Annotated in this window: 15 protein-coding genes; 7 read left to right on the top strand and 8 right to left on the bottom strand. The window is 69.1% G+C overall.

The genetic code is table 11. The annotated features are described in order from the left end of the window. Nucleotides 1-75 precede the first annotated feature (75 nt). On the bottom strand, nucleotides 76-639 hold the full coding sequence (locus SM754_RS01545; RefSeq protein ID WP_323674456.1) for a DUF8102 family protein: 564 nt from the start codon (nucleotides 637-639) through the stop codon (nucleotides 76-78). Between the two features lie 346 nt (nucleotides 640-985). Between SM754_RS01545 and SM754_RS01550 the strand changes: the two genes are divergently transcribed. Beyond that, nucleotides 986-1,867, top strand: a complete 882-nt coding sequence (locus SM754_RS01550; protein WP_323674457.1) for a DNA polymerase sliding clamp — start codon at nucleotides 986-988, stop codon at nucleotides 1,865-1,867. Between the two features lie 146 nt (nucleotides 1,868-2,013). Here the strand turns inward: SM754_RS01550 and SM754_RS01555 are convergent, their stop codons facing one another. The 5 genes from SM754_RS01555 to SM754_RS01575 all read right to left on the bottom strand — a co-directional run bounded on the left by SM754_RS01555 (nucleotide 2,014) and on the right by SM754_RS01575 (nucleotide 9,291). After that, nucleotides 2,014-4,551, bottom strand: coding sequence for a methyl-accepting chemotaxis protein (locus SM754_RS01555; RefSeq protein ID WP_323674458.1), 2,538 nt, complete (start codon nucleotides 4,549-4,551; stop codon nucleotides 2,014-2,016). A gap of 1 nt (nucleotide 4,552) precedes the next feature. Further along, nucleotides 4,553-5,662 (bottom strand): BMP family lipoprotein, encoded by a 1,110-nt coding sequence (locus SM754_RS01560; RefSeq protein ID WP_323674459.1) that lies wholly within the window; start codon nucleotides 5,660-5,662, stop codon nucleotides 4,553-4,555. A 480-nt stretch (nucleotides 5,663-6,142) separates the two neighbouring features. After that, nucleotides 6,143-7,102, bottom strand: a complete 960-nt coding sequence (locus SM754_RS01565; protein ID WP_323674460.1) for an electron transfer flavoprotein subunit alpha/FixB family protein — start codon at nucleotides 7,100-7,102, stop codon at nucleotides 6,143-6,145. Beyond that, a complete protein-coding gene (locus SM754_RS01570; RefSeq protein WP_323674461.1) occupies nucleotides 7,099-7,890 on the bottom strand; it encodes an electron transfer flavoprotein subunit beta/FixA family protein in 792 nt (263 codons plus the stop codon). The genes SM754_RS01565 and SM754_RS01570 overlap by 4 nt, the downstream gene beginning before the upstream one ends. Before the next feature lie 105 nt (nucleotides 7,891-7,995). Continuing rightward, a complete protein-coding gene (locus SM754_RS01575) occupies nucleotides 7,996-9,291 on the bottom strand; it encodes a helix-turn-helix transcriptional regulator (RefSeq protein WP_323674462.1) in 1,296 nt (431 codons plus the stop codon). Between the two features lie 153 nt (nucleotides 9,292-9,444). On the opposite strand from SM754_RS01575, the gene SM754_RS01580 reads away from it, so the two are divergent. After that, on the top strand, nucleotides 9,445-10,704 hold the full coding sequence (locus SM754_RS01580; RefSeq protein ID WP_323674463.1) for a DUF7094 domain-containing protein: 1,260 nt from the start codon (nucleotides 9,445-9,447) through the stop codon (nucleotides 10,702-10,704). A gap of 78 nt (nucleotides 10,705-10,782) precedes the next feature. Here SM754_RS01580 and SM754_RS01585 read toward each other — a convergent pair whose 3' ends face one another. Both SM754_RS01585 and SM754_RS01590 read right to left on the bottom strand, forming a co-directional pair. Continuing rightward, nucleotides 10,783-11,439 carry a DUF502 domain-containing protein gene (locus tag SM754_RS01585; RefSeq protein WP_323674464.1) on the bottom strand — a complete coding sequence of 219 codons (657 nt, stop codon included), beginning with the start codon at nucleotides 11,437-11,439 and terminating at the stop codon, nucleotides 10,783-10,785. Between the two features lie 86 nt (nucleotides 11,440-11,525). Continuing rightward, a complete protein-coding gene (locus SM754_RS01590; RefSeq protein WP_323674465.1) occupies nucleotides 11,526-12,365 on the bottom strand; it encodes a proline dehydrogenase family protein in 840 nt (279 codons plus the stop codon). 104 nt (nucleotides 12,366-12,469) lie between these two features. On the opposite strand from SM754_RS01590, the gene SM754_RS01595 reads away from it, so the two are divergent. The 5 genes from SM754_RS01595 to pyrE all read left to right on the top strand — a co-directional run bounded on the left by SM754_RS01595 (nucleotide 12,470) and on the right by pyrE (nucleotide 17,632). Then, a complete protein-coding gene (locus SM754_RS01595) occupies nucleotides 12,470-14,506 on the top strand; it encodes a hydantoinase/oxoprolinase family protein (RefSeq protein ID WP_323674466.1) in 2,037 nt (678 codons plus the stop codon). After that, a complete protein-coding gene (locus SM754_RS01600; protein WP_323674467.1) occupies nucleotides 14,503-16,128 on the top strand; it encodes a hydantoinase B/oxoprolinase family protein in 1,626 nt (541 codons plus the stop codon). Before SM754_RS01595 ends, SM754_RS01600 begins: the two co-directional genes overlap by 4 nt. Then, nucleotides 16,128-16,289, top strand: coding sequence for a hypothetical protein (locus SM754_RS01605; RefSeq protein WP_323674468.1), 162 nt, complete (start codon nucleotides 16,128-16,130; stop codon nucleotides 16,287-16,289). The genes SM754_RS01600 and SM754_RS01605 overlap by 1 nt, the downstream gene beginning before the upstream one ends. Before the next feature lie 25 nt (nucleotides 16,290-16,314). Then, nucleotides 16,315-16,860 (top strand): CDP-2,3-bis-(O-geranylgeranyl)-sn-glycerol synthase, encoded by a 546-nt coding sequence (locus SM754_RS01610; RefSeq protein ID WP_323674469.1) that lies wholly within the window; start codon nucleotides 16,315-16,317, stop codon nucleotides 16,858-16,860. Between the two features lie 244 nt (nucleotides 16,861-17,104). Continuing rightward, nucleotides 17,105-17,632, top strand: coding sequence for an orotate phosphoribosyltransferase (gene pyrE / locus SM754_RS01615; RefSeq protein WP_323674470.1), 528 nt, complete (start codon nucleotides 17,105-17,107; stop codon nucleotides 17,630-17,632). The last annotated feature ends 20 nt before the right edge of the window (nucleotides 17,633-17,652 follow it).

Consider the following 17,652-nt stretch of genomic DNA (forward strand, 5'->3'; position numbering starts at 1 on the left):
AGTCCCGCTCGCGGGCGGTCGAGCCCGTCTCGTGGGCGACCGACCCGGTCGCTCGACCGGCAGCGGTCGTTCCGGTCAGTAGTCGGTGACCTTCGCCTGGACGCGGCCGTCGTCGAGCTCGCCCGCGTCGTCGTCGAAGTACGTCGCGAGCTCGTCGCGGCCGACCTCGGTGGACTCGTAGAGGTACGCGATCTCGGTGAGCGATAGCGACTCGCCGGCGTCGAGCTTCCCGGTGAGGTGGTCGACGTCCAGGTCGTGGTTGGTGACGTCGAGGGAGACGGTGGCGGCGCGGTCGTCGGCGGCCTCGGCGAGGTTCACGCCCTCCCGGAGGACGGTCTCGAAGTCGAGGTCGGTGCGATCGACGCCGCGGTAGAGGAAGGCGACGGCGGAGACGAGCGCGTCGAACGCCTCGGTGCCGTCGCGGTCCGCGAACGACGACTCGAAGACGAGGTCGAGGTCCCGGTCCTCGAGTCCCTCGACGAGCACCTCGAAGTCGAGCAGGGCGTCGAGAAGTCGCTGGCGGATGCGGGCGCGAGCGTTCCGTTCGGCCTGTACGCTTCCGAACTCGCGGTCGCCGCGGAGGTACGCGCGGTCCGCGCTCGTGAGGACGCCTCGGTCGCGAGCCGACGAATCAGACATAACTAATAACCGATTACGAATTTATGCGCCTGGGTAGAAATATAATTCGATACCGATTATCTGTCTCGGTTCGTATCGGCGCGGCTAGGTAATCCTTATGCGTGAGTTCCCGTTCGTGACCGTACAGGTCGCGGTCGGCGCGGACGAGCGCGGCACCGAACCGTCGTCGCGCACTCGCCCACCCTGGCAGGCTCGCGAGTGCACGACCGGCCGTCGTGGTACGAGCCGAGTCCCGCACCACGTGCGTGACTCCCGTAGCCGTCGGCTTATCGCTTACCCAAGCAGGGCGGCAGCCGCCGCCCGCCCCGCCCTCACGCCGCGTCGACGCGACCCACGGAACACGCACATGCAACCCGACACAGCACCCGACGGCAGCCCGAGCACCGACAGCGACCGACCGACCAGCCGACTCGCGGGCGACGACCCGACTGCCCGACCAGAGGACGACCCACTCAGTCGACTCGACGTCGAGGACGTCGCTCTCCACGCTATCGCCCCAGCGAGCACGCTCGCAGCAGTCCTCGACGCCGCGAGCGTCGTCGTCGACGAGTGCATCGTCGACGTCTCCGCGGACGGCCTCGCGATAACCGCCATCGACGCCGCGACCGTCGGCATGGTCGACCTCGAACTCCGCGCCGACGCGTTCGACGCCTACGACGCCACGGCCATGCGGTTCGGCGTCGCCCTCGACCGCCTCCAGGACGTCCTCGCGCTCGCCGACCGCGACGACCCCGTCGAACTCGCCGTCGACGCGACCACCCGAACACTCCACGTCCGCATCGGCGAACTCGCCTATCAGCTCGCGCTCATCGACCCCGACGCCGTCCGCTCCCCACCGGACACCGTCGCCATCGCCGCCGACCTCGACGGAACCGTCACCGTCGACGGCCGCGTCCTCGCGCGCGCCATCGACGCCGCCGACATGGTCGCCGACACCCTCGAACTCGGGCTCGCGACCGACCCCGACCGCCTGTACGCCCACGCCGACGGCGACGCCGACACCGTCGACTTCGACCGTGCAGCGAGCGACTGCCACGCCTTCGACCCCGCACCCGGCGGGTCGCTGTTCTCCGTCGGCTACCTCACCGCACTCACACCGGTCCTCCCCGACGACGCACCCGTCGACGTCCACCTCGACGAGGACGCCCCCGTCGCGTTCTCGTACGACGTCGCCGACGGCGACGGACGCATCCAGCTCCTCGTCGCTCCCCGACTCAGTCGGACCTGAACGCGGCAGTCCCCACGCTACTGGACTTGAGCGCGTCAGTCCCCGGACCAACCCGCGGATGCGCACGTCGCAGCACGACCGTCGTCGCTCGCAGGGTGCGCGAAGAAAACAGAACCGAAGCCGCTACGCGGTCGGAACGCCGACGTTCAGGCGTCGTTGCCGGTGCCGAACTCGAACGCGTCGTCGTCGAGCGCGTCGCCGTCCTCGGCCGACGCGTCGTCGTCGCTGGTCGCGTCGTCGTCGTTCTCGACCGTCGCGTCACTGCCGTCCGCGCTTGCGTCGCCGGCGGCGTCCGCCAGCGCGCTCGCGTCGGAGCGCTCGCCGTCGTCCGGGAACGCCCCGTCGCCGTCAGCATCGTCGGCCGCAACCGCGTCCGTGTCGAACTCGACCGCAGCCTCCGTCTCCGCGACGAACCCGTCGTCGGCCGACTCCGAGGACTGCGTGTCGAACCGGTCGAGCGCCCGACTCAACTGCGAGGCACGCTGCGCGAGATGCCCCGCGCTCTCCGTGACCTCCGAGAGCGACGCCGTCTGCTCCTCGGCGGCCGCCGCGACGTTCTCCGCCTCCGACGTCGTCTCCTCGCTGATCGTCGCCGCCTCCGACACCATCGCGACGACCTCCTGCGTGCTCGCCGCCTGCTGCTCGGTCGTCGCACTGATCTCCTGCACGCCCCGGTTCGTCTCCGCAGCGTACTCGGCGATCTCGTCGAGCGCGCTCGCCGCCTCCTCCACGCGCTCCGTGTTCGCCGCGACCTGATTCGCCGTCCACTGGACCTCCGAGACCGTCTCGTCGGTCTGATGCTGGATGCTCTCCAGGCGCGCCTCGATGTCGTCCGCTGCCTCCTTCGTCTCGCTCGCGAGCTCCTTGACCTCCTGCGCGACCACCGCGAACCCCTCGTCCTCGGCCGCCGCCTCGCTCCCACCGCGGGACGCCTCGATGTTCGCGTTCAACGCGAGCATGTTCGTCTCCTTCGCGATGTCGGCGATGAACTCGATGAGCTCGTCGATCTGCGCCATCTCCGCCTCCAGGTCCTCGATGGCCGAGACCGCGGACTTCGACCCGGACTCCAGCTCGGTCATCCCGTCGATCGCCGCCTCCGCGGCCGCACGCCCCTCGCGACCCGTCTCGGCGGTGCGTTCGGCGATGTCAGCGACCTCGTTCGTCGTCGCCGCGATCTCCTCGGTCGTCGTCGACAGCGACTCCATCTCGCCGCTGACCGCCTGGAACTGCTCGTTCTGGCGCTCCGCACCGTCACTGATGGACTGCACGGACTCGCTGACCTGGCGACTGGCGCTCTGGACCTCCTCGCTGGACGCCGTCACCTCCTCGCTCGACCCCGCGACCTCCGTCGCGAACGTCCGGAGGTTCGCGACCGTCCGGTCGATCTCCGCAATCATCTCGTTGAACTCCCGAGCGATCTCCGTCATCGCCTCGTTCTCCGACGCGGTGTCCATCCGCGCGGTCAGATTGCCGTCACTGACCGCGCCCATGACGTCGCTGTACTCGTCGGCCTTCCGCTCCAGATGCCGGTTCAGCTGCTCGGCCTCTTCGCGCGCCGTCTCGGCGCGCTCGCGAGCCATCTCCGCCTCCTGGATCTGGTCGCGGAGCGAGTCCCGCATCGACGCGAACGCCCCGTACAACCGCCCGATCTCGTCGACCCGGTTCGACTGGAGGTCGACGTTCAACTCGCCGTCCTCCATCTCGCTCGCCCGGTCGCGGAGTCGCGCCAGCGGCGTCACCGTCTGCCGGCCGAGCACGACCGCGCCGACCGCGAGCATCCCGAGCGCCGACAGCACGATGAACGCCACGTACTGCAGGACCGCGTTCCGCACCTGGAACGCCTGCGCCGTGTCGACGCTCGTCATCGCCACCCAGTCGGTGCCGTCGACGCGCGAGTACGCGTGCACCTCCCCGCCGGCCTCTTGGAACTGCGGGTCGCCGGACTCGCGAGCGGCCGACAGCGCGCTCTCGTGCAGCGACCCGTCGACCTGACTGCCGGAGTCCAGTACCGTCCCACCGCTCGCGTTCACGATCTGCGTCCGTCCCGCCGTCTCACCGCCCTTCACCGTATCGAGGCGAGACTGGATGCGCGTCACGACGACCACGTACCGGTCGTCCGCGTTCGGGACCGCGCTCGCGAACGCCACCACCTGGCCGCGCGTGTACGGCATCAGCGGCGACTCGTACGAACTGCTCGACACCCACACGCGGTCCGAGGCCTCCGCCGACCCCGACGTCACCTGCGCGTTCGCCCACGGCACCCCGAGCTTCGACAGCTCGAACCCGGCTATCGGGTCGGTGCTCGCCATCACGCTGTTCGTGGAGCTGTTCACGAGGTGGATGCCGAGGATGTCGTCGGACAACCGCGACTGCTCGGTCTGCAGGTACGAGTCCGCGTCGCCGCTCGCCCGGAGCGACTCACCGGCGGACACCGACCGCGTCTGGTCGCGGATGCTCTCCGTCCACCCGGAGAGCGCCGCCGCCCGCAGGTCGCTCGCCTCGCGGAGCTGGGACTTCGTGTTCGTCTCGACGGTGTCCTTCGTCTGCTGGTAGCCGTAGAACCCGGCCGCGCCGATGACGAGCACGACGATGAGGATGGACACCGCGAACTTCACCGAGTACCGCCGCCGGACGAACTCCGGCGTCACCGTCGCCGCGATGGAACCGCTGTCGTCGTCTCCCATGTCAGTTCCCCTCCGGCGTCGTCGGGACGCTGATGTCGCCGTTCACGATGCTCTCCCGGGACGCCGCGACCGCGTCGGTCACGTCGTTCGGCATCTCGTCCCCGAGCGCACTGCCGTAGACGAGCTCGACGCCGTTCTCGGCGAGTCCGAGCGAGTTCACGCTCCCGCCTTGGAAGCTCCCGTCGACGACGTTCCCGACCGCCTGGAAGACGGCGGTGTCGACTCGCTTGACCATGCTCGCGGGGATGACGTTCGCGTACCGCGGGTCGCTCTCGGACTGGTCGGAGTCGACGCCCATCGCGAACCGTCCGCGTTCCTGCGCGGCCTGGAACACGCCGAGGCCGGCGCCACCGGCGGCGTGGTAGACGACGTCCGCGCCGTCGTCGTACATCGCCGCGGCCGCCTCCTTCCCGCCCTCGACGTCGTCGAACGCACCGACGTACGCGGTCTGCACGTCGACCTGCTCGTCGACCCGGTCGACGCCGGCCCTGAACCCGGCCTCGAACTTCCTGATGAGGTCGGACTCGATGCCGCCGACGAACCCGACGGTCGTCGCGTCGGGGTTCGTGCTCCCGGCGCCCGCGGCGAACTCGCGCGTGGTGAGCAGCGCCGACAGGTGGCCGACGAGGAACGACCCTTCGTGCTCCTTGAACACGTAGTTCGCGACGTTGTCGCGGTCGACGACCGAGTCGATGAGCATGAACTGCTGGTCGCCGTGGGCCTCCGCGGTCTGCTTGAGCGCGTCCGTCTGGAGGAACCCGACGCAGACCGCGAGGTCGAAGCTCGGGTTCGACGAGGACGCGTACTCGCTCTGGAGGGCCTGCATCTGGCCGGGGGAGTCCGGCACCTCGTTCCTGTACTCGACGCCGTACTCGACGCGCGAGCGCTTGATGCCGCGGTTGGCCATGTCGTTGAACGAATCGTCACCGAGGCCACCGGTCGCGTACACCATCCCCACGTAGGTGTCGCCGTCGTCGAACTGTTCGGTCGTCGTCGTCGGTACCTCGTCGTCGCCGCCAGCACCCACCCCGGGTAGCCGCGACGCACACCCCGCCAATGCGGCTGCACTGACAGTTCCGCTTCCTGCCAGGACGGCCCGTCTGGACTTCATGACGGAGCATGCTATACAAGTGTATCACTTAAGATTACTCGCCGCGACCGACGGTGTGGGACATCCTCACCCATGGTTTTTGTCGACGTGCTGAGTGGACGGAACCGGACGCAAGCGTCGGCCTCGACCTCTTCTGTAGTCGGAATGGTTAGAAACAAAGAACTGTTACATCGGCTGCATTAGCCGGCAACATCCTCCGGGACCTTCCAAGAAATGTACGAAATCGAAAACGAAACGCCACCATCGCAACGACCACCAGAAACCACAACCGACCCCCCCACGTCAGACGGCCGCTCACCCTCGAACTCCTCGACGAGCGCCGGCACGACCTGCGACCACCTTCTCCCGCCGGCCTCGGTGCTCGCTTCGGCTCACGGACGGGACCCGTTCTCCACCGAGTCGACGCAGTCGCTCGTTTCGCTCGCACCTCGACCACCGCAAAACGTGAGCGAAACGCCGACCACGGCAGCCCGCGTCGCGTCAGCCCTCGAACTCCTCGATGAGCGCCGGCACGACCTCGAAGAGGTCGTCCACGATACCGTAATCCGCGATGTCGTAGATCGGCGCGTTCGGGTCCGTGTTGATCGCCACGATGTTCTCCGCGCCCTTCATCCCAGCGACGTGCTGGACGGCACCGGAGATACCGATAGCGATGTAGAAGTCCGGCGTCACGACCTTCCCCGACTGCCCGACCTGCCGGTTCTTCGGGAGCCAGCCGTTGTCAACGATCGGCCGCGACGACGACAACGTCGCATCGAGCGCATCCGCCAGATCACGCACGAGATCGAGGTTCTCCTCCTCCTCGATACCACGGCCCACCGAGACGAGCACGTCCGCCTCCGTGATGTCGACGTCACCGCCACCGACCTCCTCGAAGCCCTTCACCGTCGACTTCACCGCGGCCTCGTCGACCGTCGCATCGAACGCCTCGACCGCAGCGTCACCCGGCGACTCCGTCACTGGCCACTCCGCACTCCGGATGGAGACCGCGACCGACTCCGCCTCGACCTCCGTCGTCGTCTCGACCTTCCCACCGTACATCTCTCGCGTCGCCGTCAACGTCGACCCGTCGAACTCGACGTCCACCGCGTCACTCACGTACGTCAGGTTGAGCGCGTTCGCGACCGCCGGCCCGTAATCCAGGCCGTTCACGCTGTTCGGCGTCAAGAGCACCTGCGGGTCGACCGCGTCGTAGAGCTGCTCGACGACCTGCGCGTACACGTCGTGATTGAACTCCTCGCCGTACTCGACCGTATGAATCGCGTCGACGCCCTCGAGGTTCAGCGCCTCGGCGTGCGCGTCCACGTCACCCGAGACGACCGCCAGATGGAGGTCGCCACCCGTCGCATCCGTCACCTCGCTCCCGACCGTCACCAGCTCGTAGGAGACGTCACGGAGCTCCCCACGGCGATGCTCGGCGACCGCGAGCACGTCACTCATTGCCCGACACCTCCGTCACGGAGAACCTCCGCAAGCTGTCCCGCCGTCTCCTCCGCGCTCCCTTCGAACAGCGTCGCATCGCTTTCCGTCTCGGGCTCGTACATGTCCACAATCTCGAGATCGGACTCGGCGACGTCGGCCGACAGGCCGAGGTCGTCGAGCGTCTGCGGCTTGATCTCCTTCCGCTGCGCCTGCCGGATACCGCGCAAGCTCGCGTACCGCGGCTCGTTGATACCCGTCTGGATCGTCAGGACCGCCGGGAGCTCCACGTCCGTCAGCTCCTCGACGCCACCCTCGAGCTCGCGGCGCACGCTCGCAACGCGCTCCTCCACGTCCAGGTCGAGGCCGTTCACGACCGCCGCCCACTCGAACCCGACCTCGTCCGCGAGCGACACGCCCGTCGCACCGAACCCGTCGTCGTCCGCCTGCACGCCCGACAGCACGAGGTCCGGGTCCTCCTCCTCGACGACCGCCGCGAGCAGCTTCGTCTTCGCCTCCACGTCGAGCATCTCCGCGTCCTCGAGCGAATCGTCCCACACGCGGACCGCGCGGTCCGCGCCCTTCGCGAGCGCCATCCGGATCGTCTCCTCGGAGCGCTCCGGGCCGATCGTGACCGAGACGACCTCCACGTCGTCCTCGGACTCGCTTATCTGTACGCCTTCCTCGACGGCGTAGTCGTCCCACTCGTTGAGGTCGTACTCGAGGTACGCCTCGTCGATGGCCGTTCCGTCGATCTCGAATTCATCTTCGACGGCAGCCACCTCCTTGACGGTGACGAGAACCTTCATCGTCCGAGCGTTACCCCGCAGTCAGGGTAATAGTTACGGAAACACGTGTTGCTACGAGAACCGTTGACTCGGGGCCGAGCACGCCCGACGACCCCGGCCGGCTCGTCACTCGTCGTCGCCGAAGTCGGCGACGTTCTCCTCGGGGAGCGCGATGAGGTTCTCCCGGCCGATACGGAGCTTCTGTATCTCGTCGTCGTCGTGCATCCCCGACAGGAGCTGGGAGACCTTCGCGTTCGACCAGCCCGTCTCGGTGACGATGTTCGCCTGCTTCATCCGACCGCCGTTCCCCTCGAGCAGTCGAAGCACGCGCTCCTCGTCGGAGAGCAACGCCTCGTCGATACCGTCGTCGCTCTCGGCGTCGTCGACCGTCGCGCCGGCGGAGCCCGCCGCCGCAGTCGCCCCACCGGTCGCGTCGCCGACGTCCGGCTCCGCCGTCGACGCACTCGAACCGGTCGCGTCGGCGTCGGGCGGTGTCGACGCAGCGTCCGACCCCGCCGCCGTCGCCGACCCCGCGTCCGCCGTCCCACCACCGCCCGGTGGACTACCGCCGTCGGACGCCTCCGGGACACCACCGGCGTCGTCACCGTCGTCCTGCTGGGTCTGCCAGCGCGCGAAGAAGTAGCTCCCCGCGCCGACGAACACCAGCAGGAGCGCGAACCCGACGCCCAGCAGGAACGAATCGTCCGGCTGGACCGGCTCCGCCGTCGACGTGTTCACCGACGTCGTCGTGGTCGTTGGGTCCGACGGACGCTCCAGGGCGACCGAGAGGTATCCGGGTTCGAACTCGCGGTAGCCGTCCCACACGAGCGCTCGCTGATCGAGTCCCTTGTCCGGCGGCGTCCCGACGATGTTCAACCCCTCCGGTGGGCGGATGACGAGCCGCTGGCCGTCGTAGAGCCGCGGGAACCACGTCCCCTCCGGACTCTGGAACGCGTCCCCGACGAACAACGAATCGTCCTCCACGCGCCCGAAGTTCGTCCACGTGAACGAGTACGTCACGGTCCCCGTCCCGTTCTCGACGGTCGACTCCGTCCAGTTCGCGTTCCGGATCTGCATCTCGCGGTCCGTCGTCTCGCTCGCCGCGGCCGCGAACCGCGCGAACGTGTCACGCCCCACCCCGAGGTCGCGGTCTCCGGACCGCACGTCGTCAACGAACCGGTCGAACGCTCGCGTCTCGTTCGTCCCGTTCACCAGGAACCGGTGCGTGACGTGCCACCTCGCGTCGCCGTCCTCCCGTAACTGTACCGTCACGACGAGCCCGGGGTCCGCGCGCTCGAACCCGGTCGAGTCGACCGTCGCAGTCGACCCGACCCCGTCGCTACGGGTCGTTCCAGCGGCGACCACGGCCCCTGACACGACCAACAGGAGGAGGATTCCGACCAACGCGGGGCGAAACCGCATATCCCGACCTTGCACCCCCCGAGGAAAAAACGCTTTCCATCCCGATAAAACGTCAGCGGACGTTATGAACGATATCGGGACGTCTCGGGGGCGCTCTCGGGCGAGCACGTAACGTCGACCGGTTTTTGTATCGGCACGCGTAACCATCCGGTAATGAGTCGCTCCGCCGCTCTCGCCGTCGCCGCCCTCCTCCTCACGGCCGGTGTCGCACCGGCCGTCGCGGCCGACGCGTCGACGGCCACATCCGTTGGGCCCTCGACGCCAGCAGCCGGTGACGCAACCGCTCTCACTGAACGGACACCCGAAGACGACACGGCGTCGCCGTCGAACAACACCACGCGACGACTCCAGATCGACGGCCCGGTCACGGAGAACTACACGACCGTCGGCCTCGACTTCGGTGCGTCGATGGCGCTCTCCGCCGAGCGCGTCGCGAGCCAGTACCAGGTGTCGCTCGTCGAACTGCAACTCGAAGCAGTGCAGACGGAGCGTGCTCGTGACGCTATCGTCGGCAGGTACCTCGACGCCACCGCCGAGGAACTCACTGCACTGAGCGCGGCCGAGGAACGCACCGTGGAACGGTACCGAAGCGGTGCCATCACCGCGGAGACGCTGCTCGTGAAACTCGCGATGATCGACCGGCGTGCACGAGCGATAGACGACAGCCTCACGCGCATCGAGAACGCCGGCACCCCGCTCGGGCGGTCGACGCGCGACCGCATCCGGAACGTCGGACTGGGACTGGATAGCTTCAAGACGCCGGTCCGAGAGCACGTCGCGATGGCTGTGACCGGCGAACTCAAAGGCGGCGTCAACCCGCTGCACGTCGCCGCGTCGACCGACGGCGTGGTCGTCGAGATGCTCGACGGCGGCCAGTACCATCGGAACGCCATCCGGTTCGACAACCGCGCTCCCGGTGCCGTCGACCAGTTCGAGGACTACGTCGACTTCCAGAACCGGATCAGCGAACTCTACACGTGGTCGCAACCGAAGTTCCAGGGCGGTATCAATATCGACGTCTACCCGGGCTGGAACCTCTACCGAGCGACCGGACGACACCCGCAGGGGTCGCTCACGGCGTACGCCGACGGTGGGACGCGAGACGTCTACCGGGAGAACCAGATTCTGCTCTTGGATCGCGTGCCGCGAGCCGAGAGCGTTCGTGCGATACGAGAGAACGTCTCGGTGAGCGTGACGTCGACGCTCGGGGACGGCCCGGTCCTGGTGAACGTCACGCGGCCCGCTGTCGGGAACGGGTCCGCGACGCCGCTCGACGCGGTCGTTCGCGTGAACGACCACACGGTGGGTCGGACGGGCGAGAACGGACGTATCTGGCTGCTCCCGCCGTCTGACAGCTACGAGGTCCGGGTCGTCCAGGACGGGACGTCGATCAACGTCAGCGTTCCGAACTAGCCGGTTCGAGGAGCGTTCACGCGAGCGCTCGGAGAGCTATCGACCGTCCGCGACGCCAGCCGGCGCTCCCGGCGGCGGTCACTTCTCGTCCTCGTCGTCGCTGCCACCGGTGAGCTCCTCGACGTCGACGGTGTTCCCCATCGTCTCCGAGTCGCCGAAGCCGGCGGAGAGGATGCGCGTGAGCGCGTCCTCGACCTTCTCGTCGGTCTCCGTGATGTCCTCGGGTTCGAGTTCGAGGACGAACCCGGTGGTGATGTTCGGTGCGGTCGGGAGGAAGAGGACCTCGCGGCCGTCGTCGGTCGTCTTCCCGGTCTTGAACGCCGTCATCCGCTTGTCGCCCCACATCGTTATCTTCACCGGGGTCTGGAGGGAGTCGGTGCCGCCGAGCGCGGTCTCCGCGGCCATCTTCGACGCGTTGTAGATGACGCGCAGCCCGGGCACGCTGTTCGCGAGGTCGTCGATGACGCCCTCGAAGAGGCCGCCGGCGGTCGTCCGCATCAGGTACCCGACGGCGAGGACGAGCACGAGGAACACCATGATGACCAACAGCACCAGGATCGGCTGCTGGGCGGTCTCGGGGTAGGGGACGCCGAGCTCCGTGAGGAGCTCCACCGTGACGAAGCTCGGCGTGACTGCCGACACTCTATTGTAGAGGTACGCGATGACGAACGCGGTGACGAGGACGGGCACGATGACGATGAGGCCCGACGCGAAGTCGCGCTTCCAGGAGGACATGCCCGACGAATGTAGGGGCGGGGTCTTGGGTGTGACGAGTCGCGACGGCGGCCCCTCGAACCGACGGTACGACGACGGTCGTTCGCTTAGACGCCGAGGACGGCGCGCGCCGCGAACAGGACGTTCTCCTTGCGCTCTCGCACCCGCCGGTAGAAGTACTGGAGCCACTTGCCGCCGTAGGGCGCGTACTGCCAGACCTCGACGTCGTCGTCGGTGAGGTCGCGCTGGGCGTCCTCGCGGACGCCCATGAGCATCTGGACCTCGTACGGCGTCCCGTACTCGTCGTGGAGCTCGCTCGCGTACTCGATCATCGCGGGGTCGTGACTGCCGACCGCGACGCCGTCCTCGAACTCCCGGAACATGAACTCGAGGAGCTCGCGGTACTGCTCGTTGACCTTCGACTTCTGCTTGTAGGAGACGTCCTCGGGTTCGTCGTACGCGCCCTTCACGAGCCGGACCTTCCCGGGGACGTCGGCGAGCCGTTCGATGTCCTCGGGCGTGCGCTTCAGGTTCGCCTGCACGCAGAGGCCGACGTCGCCCTCGTACTTGCGGGCGAAGTCCTCGAACGCGTCGAGCGTCGCGTCCGTCGTGTGGCGGTCCTCCATGTCCACCCACACGAAGACGTCGTGCTCGTCGCCCGCCTCGACGACCCGTTCGAGGAGGTCACGGAAGACGTCCTCGCCGACGTCCAGCCCGATCTGACTGGGTTTCACGGAGACGCACGCGTCGACGTCGCTCGCGCCGACGTCGGCGACGAGTTCGACGTACGCGTCCGCGTCGGCGGCGGCGGGGGCGCGGTCGTCGTAGTGCTCGCCGAGGAGGTTCAGGATGGCGGACACACCGTCGTCGTTCAGCGCTCGCGCGTGGTCGATCGCCTCCGCTGGCGTCTCGCCCGCGACGAACCGCGAGGCGATGGGGGGAATCATGTCCGGAACTCCGGAGCGCGAGTACTAATGGATTGATGGTTCGCCGCGCGAACGCGGGGCGACCGGGGGAAGTCCTTTGCCGGGACGTGCCCGAGTGACGGACGATGACCGACCGGACGCACGTCGGCGTCGACGTCGGCGGGACGTTCACCGACGTCGCGCTGTCGACGACCGACGATGACCTCGTCACCGCGAAGGTGCCGACGACGGCCGACCAGAGCGTCGGCGTCGTCGACGGCATCGAGAAGGCCTGCGCCGAAGCCGGCCTCGATCCGAGCGACGTCGACGAGTTCACGCACGCGATGACGGTCTCGGTGAACGCGCTCCTCGAGGAGGCGGGCGCGGAGACGGCGCTCGTCGCGACCGACGGCTTCCGGGACGTCCTCGAGATAGCCAGACAGGACCGCCCGAGCCTCTACGACTTCGACGAGACGCGACCCGACCCGCTCGTCCCGCGCCGCCGCCGGTTCGAGGTGCCCGAACGCACGACGAACGACGGCGTCGAGGACGCCGTCGACGAAGCGGACGTGCGCGACGTCGTCGACGAGATCCGCGCGAGCGACGCGGAGAGCGTCGCCGTCTCGCTCCTGCACGCGTACCAGCACCCGGAGAACGAGCGCCGCGTCACGGACGTCCTCCGCGAGGAACTGGACGTGCCGGTGTCGGCGAGCCACGAGGTCCTCGCGGAGTTCCGCGAGTACGAGCGCACGTCGACGACCGTCGTTGACGCGTACGTCAAACCCGCGATAGACGCGTACCTCGGTCGGCTCGAGGAGCGCGCCGCCGACCTCGACGTCCCCGCGCCGCGCATCATGCAGGCGAACGGCGGTATCGCGGCGGCCCGAACGGTCCGCGACCGCCCCGTCACCACGTCGATGTCCGGGCCGGCGGCGGGCGTCGTCGGTGCCGCGGCGACGGCGAGCGACGCACGCGACGACCTCGCGGGCCTCGTCACGTTCGACATGGGTGGGACGAGCAGCGACGTCAGTCTCGTCCGCGACGGCGACGCGGAACGCACCACGGACGCCGAGATCAACGGTCGCCCGATCAAGGTCCCGATGGTGGACGTCAACACCGTCGGCGCCGGCGGCGGCTCGAAGGCCTGGGTCGACGACGGCGGCGCACTCCGCGTCGGCCCCGCGTCCGCGGGCGCCCGACCCGGCCCGGCCTGTTACGGCCGTGGCGGCACGGACCCGACGGTGACGGACGCGAACGTCGTCCTCGGGTACATCGGCGCGTCCTCCGCACTCGGCGGCGAACTCTCGCTCGACGAAGCCGCCGCCGAGGACGTGCTCGCGGGCCTCGCCGGAACCGCCGGTCTCGACGACGCGCTCGACGCGGCCCGCGGCGTCTACCGCGTCGCGAACGCGAACATGACCCGCGCCATCCGCGCCGTCACCGTCGAACGCGGCCACGACCCCCGCGAGTTCGGTCTCGTCGCGTTCGGCGGCGCCGGCCCGATGCACGCCGCCGCGCTCGCCGACCGCCTCGACGTCGAGACAGTCGTCGTCCCACGGGCGTGCGGCGTCCTCTCCGCGTACGGTCTCCTCGCGGCCGACGAGAAGCACGACGCCGTCCGCACGCTCCGGGAACCGTTCGACTCGCTCGACCACGACCGCGTCGAAGCCGCCTACGACGACCTCGCCGCGGACGTCCGCGCGGACGTCACCGACGGGGCGAGCGACGACGGCACGCGCGACGACGCGACCGTCGAACGCGCCGCGGACGTCCGGTACGCCGGCCAGAGCTTCGAACTCACCGTTCCCGTCGCCGACGACTTCGACGCGGACGCGGTCGCCGAACGGTTCCACGACGCGCACGAATCCACGTACGGGTACCGGATGGACGACCCGCTCGAACTCGTGAACGCCCGGACGACCGCCGTCGTCGACCGCGCCGACGTCACCGTTCACTACGAATCCCGCGGCGACCCACTCAAAGGCCGACGGCAGGCGTTCTTCGACGACGCCTACCACGAGACGCCCGTGTACGACCGCGAAGCACTCCCTGTCGGCGAGACCGTCGACGGGCCCGCGATCCTCGAACAGCACGAGAGCACGGTCGTCGTCCCACCGGCCTGGACCGGGACCGTGCAGCCGGACGGGACGTTCGTCATGACGAACGGAGGTGACGAGCAGTGACCGACGCCGACGTCGACGGCGAGCAGTCCCTCGACGCGGTCACGCTCGAGATACTCCGGAACCAGTTCGAGGGCGTCGCCGAGGAGATGGGGCAGGTCCTCGTCACCGGCGCGTACTCGCCGAACATCAAGGAGCGCCGGGACTGCTCGACCGCGCTCTTCGACGCCGACGGTCGGCTCGTCGGGCAAGCCGAACACATCCCCGTGCATCTCGGCGCGATGCCCGCAGCCGTCGATGCCGTCCTCGCGAAGGACCCGGAACCCGGCGACGTCTGGGTGCTCAACGACCCGTTCCAGGGCGGGACGCACCTCCCCGACGTCACGATGGTCTCGCCGATCACGACCGACGACGACGCCGACGACGTCCTCGGGTACGCCGTCTCTCGAGCGCATCACGCCGACGTCGGCGGACAGAGCCCCGGAAGCATGCCGGCGGGCGCACGCGAGATATACCAGGAAGGGCTACGGCTCCCACCCGTGCGGCTCGTCGTCGACGACGAGGTGAACGACGACGTCATGGACGTCATCCTCGCGAACGTCCGGAACGCCGGTGAACGGAAGGCCGACGTCCGCGCGCAACTCGCCGCGAACGACCGCGCCGAGGACCGCGTCCGCGACCTCGTCGCCGAACACGGCCGCGACCGCATCGAGAGCGCGTTCGACGCCGTCATGGCGTACTCGCGCGACCGCATCACCGCCGAACTCGACGCGCTCCCCGACGGCGAATATCACGCGCGAGACGTCCTCGAAGGCGACGGACAGACCGACGAGGACGTCCCCATCGAGGCGACCGTCACCGTCGACGGCGCCGGCGTCACCGTCGACTTCGCGGGGACCGCCGACCAGGTCGACGGGAACGTGAACGCGCCGCTCGCCGTCGCGACGAGCGCGGTGTACTTCGTCGTCCGCTGCGTCACCGACCCCGACATCCCCCCGAACCAGGGCTGCTACGACCCAATCCACGTGCACGCGCCCGACGGGTCGCTGTTGAACCCGTCCGCACCGGCGGCGGTCGTCGGCGGGAACGTCGAGACGAGTCAACGCGTCACCGACGTCGTCCTCGCCGCGTTCGCCGACGCCGCACCCGAACGCATCCCCGCGCAGGGCCAGGGGACGATGAACAACCTCGTCGTCGGAAGCCGGGACGCCGACGGCTTCAGTTACTACGAGACCATCGGCGGCGGCGCCGGCGGTCGCCCGACCGGCGACGGCACCGACGGCGTGCACGTCGGCATGACGAACACGCTGAACACGCCCGTGGAGGCGCTCGAAGCCGAATACCCGTTGCGCGTCGAGGCGTACGGACTCCGCGACGGCAGCGGCGGGGACGGCGAGCACCGCGGCGGCCTCGGAATCGTGCGCTCCGTGACCGTCGAGACGGACGCGACCGTGTCGCTGCTCACCGAACGGCGCCGACACCCACCCAAGGGGGTCGCCGGTGGCGACCCCGGAGCGACCGGCGAGAACCGCATCGACGACGAGGACGTCCCCGCGAAGACGACGCGCGACGTCCCAGCCGGAACGACCGTCACCGTCCGGACGCCGGGCGGCGGCGGCCACGGCGACCCCGCGGACCGCGACGAGGCGGCGCGCGAACTCGACCGCGCGGACGACAAGGTGTGATGGTGCCCGAACACCACACGAGACTCGGCGTGCTCGTCCCGTCGTCGAACACGACCGTCGAACGCGAGGTAGACCTCCTCGACGCGGAAGGCGTCTCGGTCGCGACCGATGCGGCGTCGACGTCCGTCCCCGGCCGCCTCGCCGAAATCACGGGGCGTTAAGAACCCGGGCCGAATCTCCCCGAGCATGGACCTGGTTCCGACGGTCGCCGTGGCGTTCTGGGCGATGCTGCCGGCGTACGTCCCGAACAACGCGGCCGTCCTGTTCGGTGGTGGGGTGCCGATCGACGGCGGGCGGACGTGGGGGGACCGGCGACTGCTCGGCGACGGGAAGACGTGGCGCGGGACGGCCGGTGGGACGGCGACGGGCGTGGTGGTGGCGTTCGCGCTGTCCGCGGTCGCACCGACGGTCGGGGACGCGCTCGGTGTCGCGGTCCCGACGTTCCCGCTCGCGGCAGCGGTCGCGCTCGCGTTCGGTGCGATGCTCGGCGACGTCCTCGCGTCGTTCCTGAAGCGTCGAACGGGCCGCGAGCGCGGTGCGGCGTTCCCGCTCGTCGATCAACTGGACTTCGTCGTGGTGGCGCTCGCGCTCGCGGCGCTCGTCGCGCCCGAGTGGTTCGGGACGTGGTTCACGCTCCCGGTGCTCGCCGTGGTCGTCGTCCTGACGCCGCTCCTGCACGTCGGGACGAACGCGATCGCGTACCAGCTCGGGCTGAAGGACGAACCCTGGTAGGTCCCGTCGCCGTCGCGTATCCAGCAGCTCGTGGTGGTCGCGTCGCTGACCGGAATTGCTGACAGGCGACCCGACTGCTGCCTCGTGCGGGTGGTCGCGCTCCGGTCTCGGCCGCGACGAGGCCGTGACTACGTCACGCCGGGCCTCGCCGCGCTCTCGTACTTGAACCGTCGGGGTCGGGTTCGTGCCGTCGGCGACGCGGATTCCAGTTCGCTTATACTGGTCCGCGGCGGGAGTTCTCGCAATGACGAACGACGACCTCATCGAGGCGCTGGTGGCGGCGGACGCGGTACAGTTCGGGGAGTTCGAGCTCGCGCACGGCGGCACGAGCGAGTACTACGTCGACAAGTACCTGTTCGAGACGAACCCGGAGCCGCTCGCGCTCATCGGCGAGGCGTTCGCGGAGCGGCTCGACGGCGAGAAGCCCGCTGGCGTCGCGCTCGGCGGGGTGCCGCTGGTGGTGGCGACCGCGCTGGAGGCCGAGGTGCCGTACGTCATCGCGCGGAAGAGCCAGAAGGAGTACGGGACGGCGAACCTCGTCGAGGGCCGACTCGACGAGGGCGAGGAGGTCGTCGTCGTCGAGGACATCGCGACGACCGGGCAGTCCGCGGTGGACGCCGTGGAGGCGCTCCGCGAGGCGGGCGCCGAGGTGAATCGTGCACTCGTCGTCGTCGACCGCCAGGAGGGCGGGACCGAGAACCTCGCCGACGCCGGCGTGGAGCTGGAGGCGCTCGTCACCGCGGACGAACTCCTCGCGCACGTCGACGACTGACCACTTGGATATAATTCAGA

Source organism: Halorubellus amylolyticus, assembly GCF_034808145.1.
In the GTDB taxonomy this organism is placed as follows: Archaea; Halobacteriota; Halobacteria; order Halobacteriales; family Natrialbaceae; genus Halorubellus.

Coding starts and splice junctions, on each gene's coding strand:
- SM754_RS01590 (WP_323674465.1), bottom strand. CDS start 12,365: ATGATTCCCCCCATCGCCTCGCGGTTCGTCGCGGGCGAGACGCCAGCG.
- SM754_RS01545 (WP_323674456.1), bottom strand. CDS start 639: ATGTCTGATTCGTCGGCTCGCGACCGAGGCGTCCTCACGAGCGCGGAC.
- SM754_RS01570 (WP_323674461.1), bottom strand. CDS start 7,890: ATGAAGGTTCTCGTCACCGTCAAGGAGGTGGCTGCCGTCGAAGATGAA.
- SM754_RS01555 (WP_323674458.1), bottom strand. CDS start 4,551: ATGGGAGACGACGACAGCGGTTCCATCGCGGCGACGGTGACGCCGGAG.
- SM754_RS01565 (WP_323674460.1), bottom strand. CDS start 7,102: ATGAGTGACGTGCTCGCGGTCGCCGAGCATCGCCGTGGGGAGCTCCGT.
- SM754_RS01610 (WP_323674469.1), top strand. CDS start 16,315: ATGGACCTGGTTCCGACGGTCGCCGTGGCGTTCTGGGCGATGCTGCCG.
- SM754_RS01585 (WP_323674464.1), bottom strand. CDS start 11,439: ATGTCCTCCTGGAAGCGCGACTTCGCGTCGGGCCTCATCGTCATCGTG.
- SM754_RS01580 (WP_323674463.1), top strand. CDS start 9,445: ATGAGTCGCTCCGCCGCTCTCGCCGTCGCCGCCCTCCTCCTCACGGCC.
- SM754_RS01575 (WP_323674462.1), bottom strand. CDS start 9,291: ATGCGGTTTCGCCCCGCGTTGGTCGGAATCCTCCTCCTGTTGGTCGTG.
- SM754_RS01550 (WP_323674457.1), top strand. CDS start 986: ATGCAACCCGACACAGCACCCGACGGCAGCCCGAGCACCGACAGCGAC.
- pyrE (WP_323674470.1), top strand. CDS start 17,105: ATGACGAACGACGACCTCATCGAGGCGCTGGTGGCGGCGGACGCGGTA.
- SM754_RS01605 (WP_323674468.1), top strand. CDS start 16,128: ATGGTGCCCGAACACCACACGAGACTCGGCGTGCTCGTCCCGTCGTCG.
- SM754_RS01595 (WP_323674466.1), top strand. CDS start 12,470: ATGACCGACCGGACGCACGTCGGCGTCGACGTCGGCGGGACGTTCACC.
- SM754_RS01560 (WP_323674459.1), bottom strand. CDS start 5,662: ATGAAGTCCAGACGGGCCGTCCTGGCAGGAAGCGGAACTGTCAGTGCA.